The sequence below is a fragment of the Staphylococcus simulans genome (assembly GCF_002902285.1).
Taxonomy (GTDB): domain Bacteria; phylum Bacillota; class Bacilli; order Staphylococcales; family Staphylococcaceae; genus Staphylococcus; species Staphylococcus simulans.
This window is the reverse complement of record NZ_PPRU01000013.1, coordinates 1-22,068: the sequence shown is the minus strand read 5'-3', so window position 1 is coordinate 22,068 and position 22,068 is coordinate 1. Positions and strand designations below refer to the sequence as shown.

Here is a 22,068-nt window from a genome sequence, read left to right as displayed (position 1 = left end):
GGTTGTAATGACAGTATTGTTAAAATACAACTTGTGAGCGATTGTATGTTTTAAACATACAATGTTTTATAATATGTACAATTAAATATTTCGATTTGCTATTATGATATTAATGTGAGGCAAGAGAAACTTCGTAACAACTAGGAGGTCTTTGATTAGAAATGAAAGAAAAAGCAATATTAAAATCGCTTCATGTATGTTTAGGTATCAATGTTAAAGCATACGATTCTAATCTGAATGAGATACAGGAGTATACATCGAAGAAAATGATAAGCCCGCAATATAACGAACTAGATCTTATTAAATCTGTTGAAGATGAAAAGAAAAGGCATAATTACTATATTTTAACAGGTGCCATGAATGAAGTATTTCTACTTCATAACTTTGAGGACAAGCATTATCTGTTTGGTCCGTTTAATGTCCATTGTTTACCACCGGACGACTTCTTTACACACTTTTTAAAACAACAAAACATCAGCATTAAATTTAAAAAGGCAATCAATGATTATGCACCAGAAATAAAGCTCTATTCTCTAGAAGACATTAGAGACATTATTAAATTAGTGCACTATCTTTTTACATTAGATCGTCAATCAGACCCGACTTTTGAGCCTATACATAGCTATGTAGAAAAGTTGCAGAAAATGTTAGACGACGCTGGGTTAGAGAAATTATTTTTTATTGAAAATGAAAACGAAAAGAATAAATTAAAGTATGAAAAGCAAGTGATGGATTTAGTTAGACAAGGTTCTATAACAAAGTTGAAGAAATCTCTATCAGATTTGGAAGGAGGAATCATGCCAACAAGCAAAAGAGATTCTATTCGTAGTGAGAAGAATTATTCGATTATCGTTTTTGAAAAATTATCACAACTCGCAATAGAATCAGGCATGGATGTATTAGAAGCAACCCGCACGAGAGACCAAATGATTATTGACAATGAAGCCGCTAAAAACTTTTCGGAAATTATGAAAGTCAGAAATGGCGCTATCGTATTTTTCACTCAAAAAATAGGTGAAATCGTGGATGAAGAGCTCTCCCCATTTTTATCTTCAATTCTCAACTATATCAACCAGAATCTTTACAATGAAATCACGATAGAGTCGATTGCTAAAGAATTTAACATTAGCCAAACGACCTTAAATTTAAACTTTAAAAATGAACTTGGTATGACAGTTAAAAAGTATATTACTAAGTCAAAACTAGAAGATGCTAAAAAGTTATTAGATCGTAACTTAAGCATCAGTGAAATCTCCCAAATGTTAGGTTATGCAGATTCTTCTCATTTCTGTAAGAAATTTAAAAAAGAATTTGAAATGACACCTACACAGTACAGAAGAAACAAAAAAGTATGATATCACAAAAATATGTAAAGTAATAAGTACCCTTTCTATTATTTAATACAATATTTTAATACTCTAATTAAATATAATCACATTAAGCCGTCTGATTTGTTATTGTTTCCTACTCATTTTGTGAGTCCCCAGGGATGAAGAAAGTCTGTCTATTTCAAACACTAGTTCTTCTCCAACATTCTACAGGAACAATACAGATTGGTTCGGCTTAATTTTTATACCTAATTAGGGATAAAAGCAGTGAACGGCTTAAATAGAGAGAGGAGAAACACATGAATAAACAACTAAATAATTTTGAGGCAAAGCACCGTAACAAATATGCAATCCGCCGATTTTCGGTTGGTACAGCATCCATTATTGTAGGTGCTACCTTAATATTCGGTCTTGGTCACGAAGCAAAAGCAGCAGAGGAGATAACGACATCAAACCAGGCTAAAGATTCAACATCAGTACAGCCAGATGAGCCTGCGAAAAATGCAGGGACACCAGATGCTCAGCCGGCAAACATTGATAACACTGAAAATCAATTAAATAATGACACACTAAAAGATCCGATTGAAAATGACACACAAACAGACAACAAAGCAGATACAAGACAACAACTAGAAAATACCTCTAAAGAACCTAAAGTATCACAACCAACTACAGAATCAACACCTACCAAAGAATCAACACCTACTGAACAAAAAAATCCTATTGAAGAAAAAACACCACTTACAGAATCAGCACCAACAATTAATGAAGTACCAACAACAGGCGTACAACCTGAAAACAATCCACAAAAAATTGAAGAATCAGCAGAAGAAAAACAATTAATTAAACCTGTAGAAGCACCTCAAACATTAACTGCATCACAACCTGTTAATCCAGTTGTTAAAACAAGGGGCGGAGAAGCGGATATTACACCGCAAAAAACTCCAGTAGTAACGGCAGACTTATTAAAACAATCATCTCAAAATAAAGATAAGGACACTATTGAAGCTACAGCACAAAATGCACAAATATTACGAGGAGCAGCTTATACTGCTGAAGATTTGAAAGATGTAGCAACGGATCAAAAGGGTTCTAACGTTAATGACTTAGTAACAGTTTCAAACCCACAAATTAGCCAAACAAAAATTGACCCTAACCAAGGCGGTAATTTCCGTTTAACAGCGGATTATAAAGTAGATGACAAAGTTAAAGGTGGAGATTACTTCACAGTACAAATGCCTGAATACGCGACATTCAACGGCGATTTACATTATAAAAACGCAGAAGATAAAGCATATACAGTATTAGCCACACCAACGGGTATGATTGTTGCGATAGGTGTATATGATACAAATACTAAACTTCTCAAATACACATTTACAGATTGGGTTAATGATAAACAAAATATTTCTGGCAAATTCGACTTAACACAATTTACTGACAGGGATAAAGCTACAAAAAAAGGTGTATATACTTTGAACTATGATTTAGCCGGAGAAAAGTATAACCCGCAAATCACATATGATTATGACGCTCATGATAAAGGCTTATATCCAGCTTCTGTTGATACTGTAATTACAAGTGTAGATGCCTTACAAAAAACAAATGATTTCCAACAAGTGATTTATGTTAATCCAATGGATAATAATCTAGCTTCAGCTATATTAAGAATAGGGCCCAAGGATAAGGATAGTAATGCATTATTAAAAATTGATGATACACAACTTCGTATTTATAAAGTGCCTAATAAAGCAGATTTAACAGACAGCTATGCATTTGATGTTTCTAAATATCCAGATTTAACATCAAATTATCGTGTGGACACAGATAATCATGGTAATTTATTGGTGAACTTTGGGTCTATTAGCGATCCTTATGTCGTAGTTGTTGACTCAAAATTTGACCCGACACTCAGTTCTAACTTAACAACAAGATCTATATTATATGCCAGGGATTATAATGGTAGGGAAGCTACTTATTACTATGACACTAATGTAGTGACTCAATATAGTGATGGAACTGGTGACGGTGTACTTGAAAACTACAAAATTGGAGATTATGTATGGGAAGATATTAATCAAAATGGTATTCAAGAATCTACTGAAAAATCAATTGAAGGCGTAAAAGTTATTTTAAAAGATAAGGCAGGTCAAATACTTCAAACAGCAGTTACAGATAAATATGGTAACTACTTATTTAATAACCTTAAAAATGGTGAGTATGTTGTTGTATTTGAAACACCAGATGGCTATGTTCCAACAACTAAAGAATCAGGAAACAATCGTGAAAAGGACTCTGATGGATTGATTTCATATGTAACGATTAACGGAGAAGATGATTATACGATAGATTCTGGATTCTTTAAACCAGTAGTAGCGACATATAATTTAGGTGACTATGTCTGGGAAGACAGCAATAAAGATGGTATCCAAAACTTAAATGAAGTAGGAATTGCTGGAGTAACGGTCACATTAACAAAACCAGATGGTACAAAAGTAACGACAGTTACAGACGAAAAAGGTAAATATAAATTTACAGACTTAGAAAATGGTGAATACCAAGTAGATTTCGAAACGCCAGAAGGTTATAAATCTACATTAATTGAGCAAGGAAATTCTAGAGCGCTTGACTCAGAAGGCACATCAGCCACAGTGAAAATCAATAATGCAGATGATTACACAATTGACAGTGGATTCTACAAACCAACAGTTGAGCCGACACCAGTTCCAGCAACATACAACTTAGGTGACTATGTCTGGGAAGACAGCAACAAAGACGGTATCCAAAACTCAAATGAAGTAGGTATTGCAGGTGTAACAGTCACATTAACTAAACCGGATGGTACAAAAGTAACGACAGTTACAGACGAAAAAGGTAAGTGTAAATTTACAGATTTAGAAAATGGCGAATACCAGGTAGATTTCGAAACACCAGAAGGTTATAAATCTACATTGATTGAACAAGGAGAGTCTAGAGCGCTTGATTCAGAAGGTACGTCAGCTACAGTGAAGATCAACAATGCAGATGATTACACAATTGACAGTGGATTCTACAAACCAATGGTAGAACCAACACCAGTGCCAGCGACTTACTCAATCGGAGATAAAGTCTGGGAAGACAGCAGTAAAGACGGTGTCCAAAACTCAAACGAAAAAGGCATTGCAGGTGTAACAGTTACATTGACTAAGCCAGACGGCAGCACAGAAACAACAGTGACAGACGATAACGGTATGTACCACTTCACAAGATTACCAAATGGCGAATACACAGTAACGTTCGAAACACCAAAAGGCTATGAACCAACTAAAGTGAATGTTGGAGACAAAGCATTAGACTCAGATGGTCAAACAATCAAAGTCGTAGTAGATAATGCGGATGACTTCACAATCGACAGTGGTTTCTACAAACCGACGGTTGAGCCGACACCAGTCCCAGCAACATACAACTTAGGTGACTATGTGTGGGAAGACAGCAACAAAGACGGTATCCAAAATTCAAATGAAAAAGGTATCGCCGGCGTAACAGTGACACTGACTAAACCAGATGGTACAACAGAATCAGTTGTGACAGATGCTGAAGGTAAGTATAACTTTACTGGATTAGAAAACGGTGAATACACAGTTAAATTCACTGCACCAGAAGGTTACACAGCAACTAAGGTAAATGTTGGTGATCAAGCATTAGATTCAAACGGTTTAGAAACGAAAGTCGTAATCAACAATGCAGATAATTACACAATCGACAGCGGATTCTATAAACCAGTGGTAGAACCAACACCAGTTCCAGCGACATACACTATCGGAGACAAAGTATGGGAAGATAGTAATAAAGATGGTGTTCAAAACTCAAATGAAAAAGGCATTTCAGGCGTAACAGTAACTTTAACTAAGCCGGACGGCAGCACAGAAACAACAGTAACGGATGAAAACGGTATCTATCAATTTACTGGATTATATAATGGCGAATACACAGTAACATTCGACACACCGAAAGGTTACGAAGCAACTAAAGTAAATGTAGGAGACAAAGCATTAGATTCAGACGGTCAAACAGTTAAAGTTTTAGTAGATAATGCGGATGACTTCACAATCGACAGCGGCTTCTATAAACCAGTAGTAGAACCAACACCAGTTCCAGCAACATACATTATCGGAGATAAAGTATGGGAAGACAGCAACAAAGATGGTGTTCAAAACTCAAATGAAAAAGGCATTTCAGGCGTAACAGTTACTTTAACTAAGCCAGACGGCAGCACAGAAACAACAGTGACAGATGAAAACGGTATTTATCAATTTACTGGATTATACAATGGTGAATACACAGTAACATTCGACAAACCGAAAGGTTATGAAGCAACTAAAGTAAATGTAGGAGACAAAGCATTAGACTCAGACGGTAGAACAGTTAAAGTCGTTGTAGATAATGCGGATGATTTCACAATCGACAGTGGCTTCTATAAACCAGTAGTAGAACCTGAAAAACCAATCACACCTGAGAAACCGGAAGAACCAAAAGTTCCTGAAAAACCAGAGAAGCCGGAAGTACCAGAAGTGCCAGAGAAACCAGAAGTACCTGAAGTACCAGAGAAACCAGAAGTACCTAACACGCCAGAAAAACCAAATAAACCAGAAGTACCAACTACACCAGAACAACCATCAGAACCTGGTCAACCTACACCACCTAAAGCACCAAAAGGTGATGTAACCCCTCATAAAGTAGTTAAATCTGAAAAACAACCAGAAAAAGCTCCAAAAGTTTCTAAAGATAAAGCTTTACCAGAAACAGGTGAAGAAGGTACAAATGCAGGTTTAATTGGAACATTATTCGCGGCATTAGGTAGTGTATTCTTATTTAATCGTCGTAAGAAAGAAACAAAAGATTATAAATAATGTATCGCAGTAATACTTTGAATAGGTTTTAATGCATAAGTAATGCCTCCTTAAGCTCACATCATGTGAATGCTTTTGGAGGCATTTTTTTAGTCTAAGTCATAAATTTCTTCGTATCTTACTTCTGTTGCTTGTGGTAACCAAGGCTTGCCTGACATAAAACCAACGTGAGCACCTTCAAATTCTGTGTTCATCAGTTCATCCATAGCTTTTCTTTGCCAATCTCTTTCTCGTTTTCTTCGAAACTTTTCATCTTCGCTCATTTCAAAACGGTAGAGCCATTCAGGAATAAACTTTTTAGGTTTACGTTTCTTAGTTCCAGCGTATTCATTGAGTTCAATAGTGATTGCTCTTTTCTCATAATAGTAAGCGTCATTAAGAAAGATTAAATCAAAGGAGAAGGGTTCAGGTAAGGGGATGCCGAGTTCTTTATACTTTGCTAGGGCGAAGCCTAAGCAATCTTCTGGAGATAGGAGTTCGATTGGAGGAAGTACTTCATGTAGTGATTCTACATCGAAATCTACAAAGAAGTATTGGCCTTCAAGCTTCGGATCATTTTTATAAAATATTGCGACGTATGTGACTTTCATTATCTCAAGTCCTCTCTATATTTATTGTGACGCAGCTTAATTTGAGTAATAAACATAGTAGATGTTATTACTTAGAAATTAGTATAAAAAAAGGAAGTCGACGGCACAATCGACTTCCTTTACCTATTTAGTAAACTTGTATTTATAAGTTAAATAATACCTTGTATCTTCAACACAATATGAGCTACGACGGCTGAACCGACATATGTACTCATTAGAATGACCATACCTACAACGATTGTTTTCCATCCTAACTTCGCAAAGTCAGTCCAAGAATTGCCGATTGAAATACCAGCATATGCAACAACTGGTGTAGCTAATGCCATTAATTCTACATTGTGTGTCCAACTAACGATATAAGGTGCCGTCGGCATACTAGGAATTGTAAGTACTAATCCAAGTACACCAATATAAGCAATACTAGGAATGTTAAGAGGGATAAGCTGTTGAAGAATCATACCGACTAAAGCGATTCCCATTAACGCAAGAACACCTGGAACAGCTTTTGAAGGCATAATGTCTTGGCCAACCCAGTTACTAATTAACGCAATAAGTCCCACAACAACAAGCGTCAAAGACCAGTTGATAATATTAGACGTGAGTTTCATGTATATCCCTCTTTCCTTTTGTACTTTTTTGTACTCTAGCTTTAACCTTCATAACACCATTGTAGTAACGAATTGTTAATGGTAATGCGATTAAGATACCCATATATAATCCAGTTACTGATGTTAATAAGTTACTGACTCCTGAAAATGCTTTAATATCACTAGCGTAGCTTGGGAACATTTCAATAATAGGACCAACTGCGGCAGCTGACATAACGCCACTACCAACACCAGTCGCCATTGCGTAAGCTAATGGATGTAAAGGTATAATGGATGCGATCAAACCTGAAAAGATACTAAAGAATATCGCCCCGAAAATTGTTCCGAAGATATACATAGACATGACACCACGCCATTCTGGTGATTCAATTCCGAACTTTTCTGTAATCAACGCCATGTTTGCTTCTCTACCAATAGAGTGTGTCATACCGATAGCCTCACGACGTAGTCCAAGCATAATTGCCAACGGCAAAGAAAGAAAAATCGTACCTAGGTTACCGAGTTCTTGTAAAACTAATGCTGGGCCTGCTGCGATAATTTTAGGAAGTGCAGGTCCTGCTTCAGTACCAAATTTCGCAATTAAAATAGCAACAGAAATAAAAACCATAGGCTCTGAGTTTTTGGCTTGTTTCTTACCAACCAAAGGAGTGAAATAAGCTAATAAACCTAAGACAACTCCATAAACTACAGGTAATAATAAAATAGACGTAACCCCTAATGGAATATCGAATGGGCCAATTAATTCACAAATCACAACAATGGCTAATACTAAGACATGTAATCGCCAATCTTTCCAGTAGTGTTGTCTTCGATTCATAGTTATCTCCTCCTATAATAATTATTGTAATAATCAGAAAATTGTGTGAATGAACTCATTGTAACGTTAAACATATAGAAAGTGAAGAGGTAAATGACACTTATTTTGCTTTTTTGGTAAACAAAATGTAGAGCAAAAGCATGTATAATTTGTATGTTCGCATTTCCATGCTGATAAATGTATAGAAAAAGGAGAGTAGTTTATGAGTGATAAAAATAAATGTGAGAGGCAGGCGTTCATATTGTAGAAATTGAAGTAGGTTTTAAATCAATCGTTCTAAAAATAAAGAAAAGAAGGACAACAAATGAATACAACATCAAAAGATAGAAATAAGAATGTAATGGATCGATCTACAAAAGAGGAAATAAATGTTCAGAGTATCGAATGTATAAAAAATTGGAGAACGTGTGATGAGAAGGAAAAAGAGTATTGGGCAAACAAGTTCATTATGCTGAATCACCACACTGTTGATAAAGTGGTTGAACAAAATATATTACAGATACAAGAAACGATTTTAGAAAAGCAAGATTTAGTATCGTATGGATATGAAGGATTGCTCAATATAATGGAAAAGTTTAATTTAGATAATGAAAGCTCTTTTCAATATGATAAGTATTTCAGAGTTCAGTATTATGTCAGAAAGAATATAGAAGATTACAGATCTTCATATAAAATTCCCACGTTTGAAAAAGAACAGATAAATTATATGAATCGTTTAATGTCGCAAAGTCACTTTCTGGATGAAGATAAGTTAGATGCATTGTTGAGGGAGAAGATTGGGGTTTCTGAAAAGCAATTATTCAACTTAAAAAAGTTCATGGGAATGTGTGTTTATAACCAAATATCATTAGATGAAGAAATGGATAATCTTAAAGAAGATGAATTCATTGATAATAAACTGAGGTTTATTGAAAGAGAAACTGAAAATAGCGTAGAGGAAATAGTTATAATTAATCAATTTATTGAATACATGGTAAATCAAGCTAAAGAAGTTTTGCCTACGGATAGATATTTTATAGTATTCACTAGATATTTAGGGATAGATGGAAAAGAACCAGAAGAATTAAAAAACATAGCTAAACTAGTAGAAACAAGCTATAGATATACTGTAGTTATAAAGAACAGTTCAATTTCAAAGATGAAGTTTGCTGCGAGAAGAGGAGAAATCTCCAATTGGTTTAAAGAAGAATAGTGGAATATTGTTTTATGAATGAGTAGTTAGATCTATAAATATTAAATAAGCCTTGAACTTCTATACGAGTTATAGAGATTCAAGGCTTACGTATACTATTAGAAATTTTTATTAAGTAAGTGAACATGGATAAAAGTAAGATAGTTAAGTGAAGTAAATTGTTTTGTATAAAATATTAATGTATGTATAAAATTAGCAAATTAGTAGTAAAAAATATGGTAAGAGACAGGGCAAATTCGCTAATTGTTATAAATGATTAATAAGTTTATCGATAGAAATAAGTAAGTCATGCATACCTGTATGACTCATATAGATGCATGACTTATTCTATTTAATAAAAAATAGTTTAAAAAGTAGTGACGAGAAGATAAGAAGTAAGATCTATGAATATAAAGAATTAGTAAGCTCTTTAATAATTAAATCTCCTCTGGTTTTAATCATATTTATAAGAGAATCATATTCTCCTGCTACTAGATCAAATTCTATTTTGTCTATAACTCGTTTTTCAGGATAACTACTGTATTTTATGTAGTTATATTCGTGAGTATCTTCCTTATTAATATTATCTAAATTAAAAATTTCATACAGAAATTTTTCTTTCTTTTTACGATTAGAGCCTTCATCTAATAGCATTATATTACCTAAAGCACCTGCCGGTATTAAATGATTATTTTTATGTTTATTGTATAACTTTCTTGAGAAAATATGTTCATAATCAAAGTTATCATTTAGACCTTTATAAAAATCAGAGTGAGTATTTGCAATGCATGATATTATCATTTTTTCGTCAGATTGGATATTTACGCTAGATTTATTTATACTTTCGTCGTTCCAACGAAGTAGTTCATTCATAAAAATTTCTTTTGGTAATGCATTTGAATATCTATTGTTTTTATTTATATAAATATCCATTAACTTTTTATCTCCGGTTCCAGACCAGTAATTTCTTATGATGTCATAAATAGAATAGCTAACAATATTATCTAAAATTTTCTGACGCTCTTTTTTTCTTCTTTGTTTTTCTTTTATATATAAACTATCTTTTGTTTCATCAAGTATAAGCGAATATGAAACTTGCCATAATGATGCGAAGAATGACATGATTTGTAAACGGGTAAATGACTTTGTTTCATGTTTTTTCTTTCTTGTTAAAGATGACAAAGTAAATATATTGTCGAATTTATTGTTAATGATTTTATACACACCTACAATTTTACTAACCATATCTTCTATATTATTACCGTTTTTTAAGTATTTATGGAAGTGAGGTAAAGTATTCATTTTAGAGGTCGGGATATCAAATATCATTAACATAGTTTGAAAACCTAATTCGTTACATATGTCTTCACTTATTTTATCAAAGAAGATATACAATTCTTCAGCAAGTATTTTACCTAAACCATAACAAAATTCGGATAAGTTAATTTCACGACTATTTCTCATCTCTTGAGGGTCAAAATCTTCAATAAGTATGCCCCGATCATTATTCAAAGTTTCATATCTATCAATAATATTATCCAAAATTTTATTACTATACTCAGCTTTACTTAATTCAATATTATATTTATCCCAATGAGCTGCAAAAACTTGATATTTTGATAATTTTTTCCCGCCGCTATTCAATCTTTGAAAAACTTCAGCAAGTTGTGTTTCATCACCTTCAAAAATAATGCATGGTATCTTGACTTTGCTAATATTTAATTGGTTATTAAAAAATTCAGTGACTTCTTGTTGAATTTCTGTTATTTCATCACGTATATCTTGGTCATCTAAAGCAGGAAATTTGTCTATCACTTTCTTGGAAAGAGCTGTTGCTCTTGTATTTGGTGAATTAGGATCGTTATTTTGTTTTACTATTTCTAATAAAGTATCTTTAGAGAAATTCACAACTTCGTTAGTGGTACTTTTAGATGCATTTTTATAAAGTCTAGCTATTCTTTCAGCAAATTCATCAAATTCAATATAGTTTGTAGGATTATCTTTGAAATCCAACATTGTAGAATATCTTTGTAGTCCATCTATTAAACTGTATCTATTTTCATTATCTTTAGTTTTTTCTCTTTCGTATTCATACAACAAAATAGAACCAAAGGGAAATCCATCTTTAAGAGTATTAAAAAACTCTTTTTTTTGGTTATTAGACCATACAAGTGCTCTTTGGAAGTTCGGTAAATTTAATTTGCCTTGCAATTCTTCAAAAGTACGTGTTTCAATTCTATATCCCAATTTATCCACTCTCCTCGAGTTACTATTATTTATTAAAAACCCTTTAAAACTAGTACGTAATTTGTGATTCAAAATTTTACGATAAATAAACTTAATTTATATTAATCATATCATTAAGGGTTAAGCAATACTATATTTTGTTATGAATATAAGCATAGATTTGACGACTAGTTATTAATTATTTAGATGAGTTAGATCAAGGAAGTTAAAACATTATTTGTAAACATATTATTATTTATACATATTTGTATAGCGATTTTATTTCCTACTGTTCACAGACATTTATAATTATTTTAAAGAGGGGTTTAGTGTATACTTACTACAATGTTGATGGTGTGTTAGGCGATTAATATAAACAGTTTAAGAAATTAGATGATTAATCAAATGAAGTATTAAATTTATATATTTAGTATAGGAGTAATAATTCAATCATATAAGGAAACATTGTTGTTTGAAAGTGAATAAGGGTCTAGATTTAATGACATGCTTTGTGGAAAAGCAACATGAAGTGGAGCGATAGAAGCATATAATGTATCTAAAGAGAATGTAATAAAATGGTTAGACACAAATGGAATAGATAATATATGAGGGCTAGATGAACTAGTAAATAATGTTGCAACGCCAATTAAATAAAAAAGCATCGGAATTATCGTAAGTACTTATGATAATTCCGATTTTATTCATGTTCTATAAAATTAACAAATATGGATTTTCGATATACTTCGCAAGCACTTTTAAGTACTCTGCAGCATCAGCACCATCTAATAACTGGTGATCAAATGTTAGACTGAGTGGTAAACGTTGAATTTGCTTTACATTGCCATCCTGTATAACAACTTCTGATTGCATAGCACCAACACCTAGGATACCCGCTTCACCCACATTTAAAATTGGAGTAAAGTACTCAATCTCACTTGTACCCATATTCGTGATCGTAAATGTAGCACCAGATAAGGCAACATCATTAGTTTCACCATTACGTACTTTTTCTGCAGAATCTTTAATTTCATTTGCTAATGCACCGATGCTTTTACTATCCGCTTCTTTAATCACAGGCACCATCAGTCCATCATCTAATGATGTCGCAATACCTAGATGTACTTCATCAAATTCTTGAAGCTCACCATTTTCATAGCGGACATTAATTTTTTTATACTCTTTTAGTGATAATACTACAGCCTTGGCGAGTAATGCTGTGATAGATAACTTCACATCTTGTCCAGCATTACTTAACTCTGTAGCTAATTTTTCTTTAAATGATAATAATGGATCAGCATTAACTTTACGGTGCAGAGTAAGTTGTGCTGTTTGTTCGAGACTCTGACGCATATTTTGAGCAATACGCTTACGTATTGGATTTAATCCTTCTCCTGCAGTAGAAGATGAAACAGAAGCAGCAGAAGGTGTATCAGTTGTATCTTGACTCTCTTTATCTAATCCATTTTCAAGAACACGCTGTATATCAAGTTTAGTAATTCTTCCATTTCCGCCTGTGCCTTCGATACGAGAGATATCTAAATTGTTTATATCTGCCATATTGCGTGCCAGAGGAGAAATGAATATACGTTCTCCTTTATTTTGAGTAGCACTAACTTCTTTAGGAGATGGAGACTCGTTAGTATCATTTGAATTCACATCTTTTTCTTCAGAAGTTTCATCTTTTTCTGAACTGTTTTCTTGCTTATTTTCTTCAACAGTCTCTCCACTTTCTCCTATAACCCCAATAGGTGTTTTGACTTTCGCTTCTTCACCAGCTTGAGTAGTGATTTTTATAATAGTTCCGTCAGCAGGGGCTTCAACATCTTGTGTTAATTTTTCTGAACTGATTGAAACGATGATGTCACCTTTATTTACTGAATCACCTTCTTGTACATGCCATTCTTCAACAGTTCCTTCTTTCATTGTCATGCCTAGTTTAGGCATCATAATATTTGTGCTCATTTTATCCACCCCCTTAACTTAAGATTTTACTTTCTTTAAATCAGCAATTAGTTCATCAGCTACATCTAATACTTTTTCTACACTTGGAATGTATGCTTGTTCTAAGTTTTGAGCGAAAGGTACAGGTGTATCTGGAGCAGTAACTTTTTTAATAGGTCCATCTAAGTAATCGAATCCAATATCACCAATTACTGAAGCGACATCTCCAGCTATATTACATTGAGGATTAGATTCATCTATCACAATCAAACGACCTGTTTTCTTTACTGATTCTAATACCGCTTCTTCATCCCATGGAGAAATTGAGCGTAAGTCGATGACTTCAGTTGAAATATTATCTTCAGATAACTTTTCAGCAGTGTCTAAAGCGGTCTGTACCATTTTTCCTATTGCTACAATTGTTAAGTCATCGCCTTCTTGTACGACATTAGCTTTTCCAATCTCAACAATATAGTCTCCTTCAGGGACGTCACCTTTCATACTTAGTAATGTTTTGTCTTCTGAGTAAACAACTAAATTATCGTCTTTAATCGCTGCTAAAAGTAATCCTTTAGCATCATATGGATTGGAAGGGACTACTACTTTAACACCAGGAATACCAGCAAAAATATTATATAGTGTTTGTGAGTGTTGCGCAGCGGCACCAGCGCCAGCACCATGGACAGTTCTAACTACCATTGGAATCTTGGCTTTACCGCCAAACATATATCTCATTTTTGCACCTTGGTTTAAAATAGGATCAAGTCCAAACCCGATAAAATCATTGAACATTAATTCTGCCACAGGTCTTAAGCCTGTTGCAGCAGCACCGACTGCGGAACTTAAAGTAATATGTTCAGCGATAGGTGTATCGATCACGCGATTACGTCCATATTTTTTAACTAATCCCTTTGTAACACCGAATACACCGCCGAATGAATCATCATCTTGTAAGTGATCTACATCTGCACCGCCGGCTACATCAGTACCAATTAATATAACGTTTTCGTCTTGTTCCATCGCAATATCCATTGCTTCGTTTACGGCTTTCATAAATGTGATTTTACGTTCTTCTCCCATTGTCAGTTCCCCCTTTAAGCTTATGCAAATACATCTTTATATAAAGAATCTAAATCTGGTAATTCACTATTTTCACCAAATTCTACTGCATCTTCTACAGCTTTTTTCGCAGCTGTTTCAATTTCATTTGCTTCATCTTCAGTTAACAAGTCATTTTCAATGGCATATTTTCGGAATTCTTCAGTTGGATTACGATCAGCATTTCGGTCTTCTTTTGATTTTACTTTTTGTTCATCGCCTTCAAAGTGTCCATACTTACGATAAGTATCACACTCTATAAGCGTAGGACCTTCGCCGTTTTTAGCACGTTCAATAGCTTCTTTTGCTGCATCATATACCTCTACTACATTCATTCCATCTACATAAACACCAGGCATGTTATAAGCTGAAGCTCTCTCAGCAATTGTTTCTGATGCACTTGCATATTTATGTGTAGTACCTTCACCAAATTGGTTGTTTTCACAAACGAAGATAACAGGCAGGTTTAAAATCGAAGCGAAGTTTAAGCCTTCATGGAAGTTTCCTTCGTTTGCTGCACCATCTCCAAAGAAGCATACAGCAACATTATTTTTGCCTTGGTTTCTTAAAGAAATACCAGCACCAGTTGCTAAGCCGAAACCGCCACTTACAATACCATTGGCACCGAGCATACCTTTATCTATTTCTGCCACGTGCATTGAGCCACCTTTACCATGGCCTAAGCCGTCTCGTTTACCCATGATTTCAGCCATCATACCGTTTAAGTCGCAACCTTTAGCAATAGCATGTCCGTGTCCTCGGTGTGTACTCGTGATATAGTCATCATCTTCTAATAAAGCCATTACACCCGTTGCGACACCTTCTTCGCCAACGTATAGATGCACGAATCCAGGGATTTCTCCTTTACCAAATATCTCATGTACTTTGTCTTCAAATTCACGGATTTCATTCATTGTTTTATAGATCCAGCGTGCTTCTTCTTTATTCATAACTAATTCCCCCTTAAAAATAGCTATTTATGAATTGCTTTATTTAGATAACTATCTGCAGATTCTCCCATTACTTCTAAAAGAGAAGGGTGAGGTTGAATCACTTGCGATAATTCTTCTATTGTTCCTTCAGATACTTTTACACCTAGCAGTTCACCAATTAACTCAGTAGCATTAGGTCCGGTAATAAAACCACCTAATATTTCACTATATTGAGTATCAATAACGAGTTGAATAAAACCATCTGTCTCTCCCTCAATCAAAGCTTTAGCATTACTTTGGAATTGAGCTTCGACTGTTTTAACTTTATAACCTTGTTCTTCTGCTTGCTCTTGAGATAATCCTACTGAAGCGGCTTCCACACGCGTATAGATACAACGTGGAATCATTTCATTTTGAATTGCTTTAGGTTTTAAACCAGCAATACTTTCTGTTGCCACGATTCCTTCAGCACTCGCAGCATGAGCAAGCTGATAACTATTTACTAAATCTCCAACGGCATAAATGTGTGGGATGCTAGTTTGATAATTTGTATCAACCTTTAAAAATGATTTTTCATCTTTTTCGATATTGAGTTCATTAATGACTTGAAGGTTCGGTTTTCTGCCAGTCGCGACAAGCAGGGTATCAAAGTTAATATCTTTTTGATCTTTTAATTGGATATGATCTTGAGTAACTTTATCAATTGTGCATTGGGTTAAAATTGTAATGTCTTGAGAATCTAAATGTTCTTTTAATACGGAGCGGATTTCTTTAGTTTCAGTGAGTAAGATATCATCAGCGACTTCTATAATTGTCGCTTTAACACCTAAGTCAGCCATTGATGATGCGATTTCTGTAGCAATAACGCCACCACCAATTACTGCTAATTGCTTTGGTAGTTTTTCGATTTTGAAGATAGTGTCTGTAGTGTGATAGTTTGTTTCTTTTAGTCCAGAGATAGGAGGAACGAATGGAGTACTGCCAGTTGCAAGAATAATGTCTTTAGCCTGGATGGTTTGCTGATCAACTTTAATGGTTAAGTCTTCGTTTACAATTGCTTCACCCTTAATCTGATCAACTTTGTTTTGTTTAAGTAAATGCTCAACACCGCCAGTTAATTGAGAAATTACTGTCTTCGATCTAGAGAGCAATTTAGAATAATCTATGTCTAAATTTTCAGTGTGTATTCCCCAAGAGTCAGCAATGTTAATGTTTTGAACTTTTTTACCATATTCTAATAATAATTTGGATGGTATACAGCCAACGTTTAAACAGGTTCCCCCAAAATACTGTTTTTCAACGATAGCTACTTTTAAACCTAATTGTGCTGCTCGAATAGCAGAAACATAACCACCAGGGCCAGCGCCAATAACAACTAAGTCATATTGTTTCAAATTATCGCCCCCTTAATATAAAAGATGAAAACAAGTAAACATTCACTATGTAAGCGCTTACTTAGTTTATTCTCATTTTACTTAATATTTTCTAAATATTCAAATAAATATGTGCAACTCTAAAAATTTACAGGAATATTGAGTAGCAATTTGTGATAAATCAATGATTAGTATTAAAGTTAGAAGCATTCATCGATTAAAAATTACAACTGATATGTAATTACTGTTTATAAAATGAGAATCAGTATATAAAGGCTAAAATTAAAGAGAACGGTATTAAAAGAACATGAAAGAACAATACATTGTGTATAAATGTATTTTGGAAGCTGAATCGTATGGTGGTTTTATTGTTTTCCTATTCACTGACACTTATAATTATCTTAAACAGGTGTGTAGTATTTAATTACTACAATATTAATGGTGTATTAGGTGATTAAAATGAATAGGAAAAGAAAGCCGATAATTAAACAAATAAAGTATTCAATGGAGGATTTAAATCATTTTGTGGACGTATGGGAAGGCTCTGAGGATTCGAAGTATCTGTTGAAGTATCCTACGGTTTATATCATTAATGATGATAAGCAAAAGGGTTTTAAGGTGTATGTAGGGGAGACAGCTGATATTAAGGAGCGTACTTCTCAGCATTTATTGACGGATGCGAAGACAGTACCTTATTGGGCAGATTTTTCGTTGTCGTTAACGTCGACTATGTATGTGATTGGTCATCGCTATTTCAATAAATCTCTAACGTTAGATGTGGAGAATCGTTTGATGCAGTATTTATCAAGTGTTGATAGCATTGAATACATCTATAATAAGAGAGCAAACCAACAAAACGATTATTATACAGCTGATCAATTAGATGATATCTTTACGGATATTTGGAAAAAGTTGAATAAAGAGAATAATATTTTGTTCCCAGTAGAAAGTATTATTAGAGATTCAGCGATATTCAAAGCTTCTCCGTTTCATAAATTGACTCAGGAACAAAATAAAGCTAAAGAAGCGATAACGGGTAAGATAAAAGTAGCGTTACATAATAACTTAGAAGAACAGCTGGTGTTGGTAGAAGGTGAAGCGGGTTCAGGTAAAACCGTATTAATGAGCAGTTTGTTCTTTGATTTAAAACGAACGTTGTTAGAAGAAAATGATAACCAGCCTTTAAGTGTGTATTTGTTAGTCAATCATGATGAACAATTAAAAGTCTATCAAGAAATTGCGAAGAAATTAGGGTTGTATGATCCAAAGAATAAAAAACAAGCGATAGTAAACAAACCTACCAGTTTTATCAATCAGCGCAGCACTGAGGATAAAGTAGATGTGATTATTGTGGATGAAGCGCACTTATTATGGACACAAGGTAAGCAATCTTACCGTGGACAAAACCAACTGAAAGATTTAATTGCCCGAGCAAAAGTAGTTATTGCCGTATTTGATAGAAACCAAATCTTAAGTACTGAACAAGTGATAGAAGCAGACCAGTTAGAAAAATTGGTGTCAGAAACTAAAGAAAATAACAATCACATACATCTTAATAATCAAATGCGCATCAATAGTAATGAAGATACTGTAGATTGGATTCGTCGCCTCATAGATAAACAAACCATTGATAATATTCCTGAAGATGATAAGTATGATATTAAAATATTTGATCAACCTAAGCAGCTAGAACAAGCAATACGAAATAAAGCTCAATCTCAAGACTCTGGTATTTCACGTTTACTCGCAACGTATGACTGGAAGTATAATAGTAAAGCACCTGAAGACGCGGATTATTGGCGTGTACGTATTGGTGAATGGAGCATGCCTTGGAACAGTCAACTCAAAGTTAGTAAACGAGAAAAATCTTTATCTTGGCCTGAACAAAGTCAAACTATTGATGAAGTAGGTTCAACATTTACCGTACAAGGCTTCGATTTAAATTATGCAGGTGTGATTATTGGTCCATCTGTTAAATTTAGAGATGGTAAAATTATTTTTGACGGTTCAGAGAGTTATAATCAAAAAGCAACTAGAAATAGAACACTCTCAGATAACACTAAAGCTAAATTCACAGAAGAATTGCTTAAGAATGAATTAAACGTCTTATTAACACGCGGCGTCAACGGCTTATATATTTACGCAGTAGATGAAGCTTTGCAAAATGAACTCAAACGTGCCGCTAATGGAGGTATAAACCATGAATAATACAGAACAACTCATCCAAGAAATTAATGATTTTCGTAATGCGAGAAACTGGAGACCTTATCATAATGAAAAAGATCTCGCAATTTCTTTATCGCTTGAAGCATCTGAACTTTTAGAACTGTATCAGTGGAAACAGCCTGAAGAAGTCAACGAGACAAAGCGTGAGCGTATCGCTGAAGAGTTGGCAGATGTCTTGATATACAGCTACATGATTGCGGATAACTTAGAGATGAATATTGATGATATTATCCGCGAAAAGTTGAAGAAAAATGCGATTAAGTATCCAGTAGAGAAAGCTAAAGATTCAAATAAAAAATATACAGAGTTATAACATGTGAGGACTGCTTAGCGCAGTCCTTTAATTATTTAATAGAGCTCTCTGTTTTTAAGTTTTATACGTTTAAAGAAGTTGTTGAACTCCAAGTGTTTCATAAAACAAGAAATCGCCAGCTCTGCTGATTCTGGGCTCGCATAAACATAAGGGCATTCACTCATTTTTTTAACTTCTTTATTGATACGTTCTGCGCTATTACTTGTCAGTACATAGTTGTAGTTAGGTGCGACAGGTATTGTCAGATACGTAAAGCAGCTTTCAAAGTATTGATTTAATAAATTTATACCTTCCTCAAAACTTGGATAGTCTTTCGTTATTTTTACTAATTCTTTTTTGATTTCTACATTGACTTGATATTCAGTATTAGGCTCGAATAGTGCAGCTACCAGTTGACGTGCTTGTTTCGCAACGTCTTTTGGTGGTTCAGCATAGTCATCAGTATTTAAGACACGTTCAAAAGCTTCATTCAACGCAATTCTCATAGATCTAGAACATACTTGATATTTCATCGTTGGAAAATGTTTTGAACATATTTTCATTAAAGCAGGTGATAGGTCAGCAGAAATCATTAAAGGCGGGTTCATCCCACGATTTTTCAATTCATTGAAGAGTTGTGTCCAAACCACATTTTCTTCTTCAAAAGAAACAGTCAAAGTTAAAATATCTCTATATCCATATTCATTGATGCCAGTGATTGTATAGAGTTTCGCAAAGTCAATATGCGCACCGTCAAATACAGGGAGTTGAAGGGTATGAGCATGAATAAAGTGATAGTGAGTACGATCAAGCATGCGTTTGCGCCATGTATTTGTTTTAAGACTCAATACACTTTTTAACTGAGAGATGTGAGATTCAGTGATGGAGTGTCCCCAAAAATAATAGAGCGCATTATGAATTGAACCTTGTGTTAAACCATGAACATGATTTTCTAGCAATGAAATACACATCGCTGCTTCAGGTAATGCATAACTTAAGACAACAGAAGGTTCGAATTCAGTGAACAGACGTTTAGGAAAGTTGATATCCAGTTGCCCCATTTTAAGACGATAACCTTGTTGGTAAGCCTCAGTAGTTAAGTTTGAGATAGGGATATAATTGTCACGTAATATTTTTACTACGTTGAGTGGATATTCATGATGAAGATGTTGTGTTAAAGAAATCAACTCTTTCTTTGAATCAATATCCATGTTGCTTTCTTTGATTTCAGAAACTAAGTTTGAAATAGGGTAGGTCATGTGCGGTTCTTTATGAAATTGAGTCATGAAAATATTCTCCTGTCTGGATGTCATTGAATTAATAATGTGTAAGCTAAATTGAAAGTAAATTAATTTATAGTCATGTAGAGCTTATTCATAAGCGCGCACCTGTCAGTGGGAAGTAAAGATTGAAGTTATAAATTGTGATACTTGTAAATGCATGTAATGGGAGTATGTATTGGATAAAATATGGCATATTAAAATTTCCTTTCTCTGATGTCTAGAATTAATATGGTTTGGAAATAACTGCGATAATCTTAAATAAGATTGAGTTGTGTTATGTATCAATTGCGTGTTTCTAAGTTGTTCAGTTAGTTTGTGAATCAATTAGAGTATTACTTGAAAATAAAACTACAATGTCGATTGTCGACTAAAGGGAAAATAATGTGCTATTAACGTAAGAGGAAATGGTATTGAACGCTATGAAATAAAGTGAGTTGGATATAGCGTTATATTTAAGTGATGTACCTCAAAGAGAGGTAATGAGATAGTTGAATTATAAAGTGCTTTTTAATTTTTGTAAACACCTTTTTCGATAAAATAATAAAACAGTTTGATAATACTGAATTTCAAACAATGAAAAAGGACTTAGAATATAAACAGAGAGAATGTTTGAATGCCTTTAAATAGCTGCTTAATATGATTTTAAAATGTTTGATGTATTTAATGAAAAGCTAACCATTCTTTTGATTAATTGAATATATTGCAAACGATAAGAAGATGTATGTTTTTATCAGAAATTAAAGCGTGGTTACATTCATTTAAAATTTAAAATATTAGATTGACAATAGAAATAGGGGAGTGCTAAGATTTTAGCATGTAGTCTTTCCAAGAAGCTACATAACCGTTTCTAGCATGAGACTAGACATTCTATTCTGATTGGGCTGGATCATAAAGTTATCTTTATGGTCTGGCCTTTTTGCTTTGTTAGAAACTAAAAAACCGCCCAAAAGGGCGGGTCATCAAGTTGTGAATTTAAAAGTTGCGCTTCAAAACAAAAAAGAAAATGACAGCATCTTTGTCTTGCTTTGAAGACAAGAAAAAGTATATAGGATAACTTTTGATAAGTAAAGAACTTTTATTAAAAAAATCACGATAATATTTTACTTCATATATAGCGAAAAAATTATCGTAAACCACAAAGGTTTTTTCGACACTAAAACTCGAAAAACACAAATTCAAGATTTTTTTGATATTGCTAAATTACTTTAATCGTTGTTGTGGTGCGGTTTTAGAAAAAATAACATTTTTTACTTTATGATAGTGATAACCACCAAGAAATTGTATGAAACCGTAA

13 protein-coding genes and 1 pseudogene are annotated in these 22,068 nt (G+C 33.8%); 5 read left to right on the top strand and 9 right to left on the bottom strand.

Going from position 1 to position 22,068, the window contains the following annotated elements; translation table 11 throughout:
• Nucleotides 1–161: 161 nt before the first annotated feature.
• Together CD112_RS03200 and CD112_RS03195 are read left to right on the top strand one after the other, a co-directional pair.
• Nucleotides 162–1,355, top strand: coding sequence for a YSIRK-targeted surface antigen transcriptional regulator (locus tag CD112_RS03200; RefSeq protein ID WP_060804653.1), 1,194 nt, complete (start codon nt 162–164; stop codon nt 1,353–1,355).
• 272 nt (nt 1,356–1,627) lie between these two features.
• Nucleotides 1,628–6,187, top strand: a pseudogene (locus CD112_RS03195) (MSCRAMM family adhesin); the annotation flags it as partial.
• A 119-nt stretch (nt 6,188–6,306) separates the two neighbouring features.
• Here CD112_RS03195 and CD112_RS03190 read toward each other — a convergent pair.
• The 3 genes from CD112_RS03190 to CD112_RS03180 form a co-directional block, all read right to left on the bottom strand.
• Nucleotides 6,307–6,807, bottom strand: a complete 501-nt coding sequence (locus CD112_RS03190; protein ID WP_103363839.1) for a hypothetical protein — start codon at nt 6,805–6,807, stop codon at nt 6,307–6,309.
• 149 nt (nt 6,808–6,956) lie between these two features.
• Nucleotides 6,957–7,415 (bottom strand): hypothetical protein, encoded by a 459-nt coding sequence (locus tag CD112_RS03185; protein ID WP_103363838.1) that lies wholly within the window; start codon nt 7,413–7,415, stop codon nt 6,957–6,959.
• Nucleotides 7,399–8,232 (bottom strand): DUF3100 domain-containing protein, encoded by an 834-nt coding sequence (locus tag CD112_RS03180; protein WP_103363837.1) that lies wholly within the window; start codon nt 8,230–8,232, stop codon nt 7,399–7,401. Before CD112_RS03180 ends, CD112_RS03185 begins: the two co-directional genes overlap by 17 nt.
• A gap of 304 nt (nt 8,233–8,536) precedes the next feature.
• Here CD112_RS03180 and CD112_RS03175 point away from each other — a divergent pair, with 304 nt between their 5' ends.
• Nucleotides 8,537–9,424, top strand: a complete 888-nt coding sequence (locus CD112_RS03175; RefSeq protein WP_103363836.1) for a hypothetical protein — start codon at nt 8,537–8,539, stop codon at nt 9,422–9,424.
• Between the two features lie 381 nt (nt 9,425–9,805).
• On the opposite strand, the gene CD112_RS03170 is transcribed toward CD112_RS03175, so the two are convergent.
• From CD112_RS03170 to lpdA, 5 genes are all read right to left on the bottom strand, one after another.
• Nucleotides 9,806–11,650 (bottom strand): DUF262 domain-containing protein, encoded by a 1,845-nt coding sequence (locus CD112_RS03170; RefSeq protein ID WP_103363835.1) that lies wholly within the window; start codon nt 11,648–11,650, stop codon nt 9,806–9,808.
• Nucleotides 11,651–12,337: 687 nt separating this feature from the next.
• Nucleotides 12,338–13,591 (bottom strand): dihydrolipoamide acetyltransferase family protein, encoded by a 1,254-nt coding sequence (locus tag CD112_RS03165; protein WP_103363834.1) that lies wholly within the window; start codon nt 13,589–13,591, stop codon nt 12,338–12,340.
• A gap of 18 nt (nt 13,592–13,609) precedes the next feature.
• Entirely contained in the window at nt 13,610–14,650 is a 1,041-nt protein-coding gene (locus tag CD112_RS03160) for an alpha-ketoacid dehydrogenase subunit beta (protein ID WP_103363833.1), read from the bottom strand.
• A gap of 20 nt (nt 14,651–14,670) precedes the next feature.
• A complete protein-coding gene (locus tag CD112_RS03155; protein ID WP_002480079.1) occupies nt 14,671–15,618 on the bottom strand; it encodes a thiamine pyrophosphate-dependent dehydrogenase E1 component subunit alpha in 948 nt (315 codons plus the stop codon).
• Nucleotides 15,619–15,641: 23 nt separating this feature from the next.
• A complete protein-coding gene (gene lpdA, locus CD112_RS03150; protein ID WP_103363832.1) occupies nt 15,642–16,994 on the bottom strand; it encodes a dihydrolipoyl dehydrogenase in 1,353 nt (450 codons plus the stop codon).
• A 438-nt stretch (nt 16,995–17,432) separates the two neighbouring features.
• Between lpdA and CD112_RS03145 the strand changes: the two genes are divergently transcribed.
• Nucleotides 17,433–19,181, top strand: coding sequence for a DUF2075 domain-containing protein (locus tag CD112_RS03145; protein WP_170121949.1), 1,749 nt, complete (start codon nt 17,433–17,435; stop codon nt 19,179–19,181).
• Complete coding sequence (locus tag CD112_RS03140; RefSeq protein ID WP_023016206.1) at nt 19,174–19,512, top strand: nucleotide pyrophosphohydrolase; 339 nt, start codon at nt 19,174–19,176, stop codon at nt 19,510–19,512. The genes CD112_RS03145 and CD112_RS03140 overlap by 8 nt, the downstream gene beginning before the upstream one ends.
• A gap of 35 nt (nt 19,513–19,547) precedes the next feature.
• Here the strand turns inward: CD112_RS03140 and CD112_RS03135 are convergent, their stop codons facing one another.
• On the bottom strand, nt 19,548–20,777 hold the full coding sequence (locus CD112_RS03135; protein WP_159081721.1) for a transposase: 1,230 nt from the start codon (nt 20,775–20,777) through the stop codon (nt 19,548–19,550).
• Nucleotides 20,778–22,068 lie beyond the last annotated feature (1,291 nt).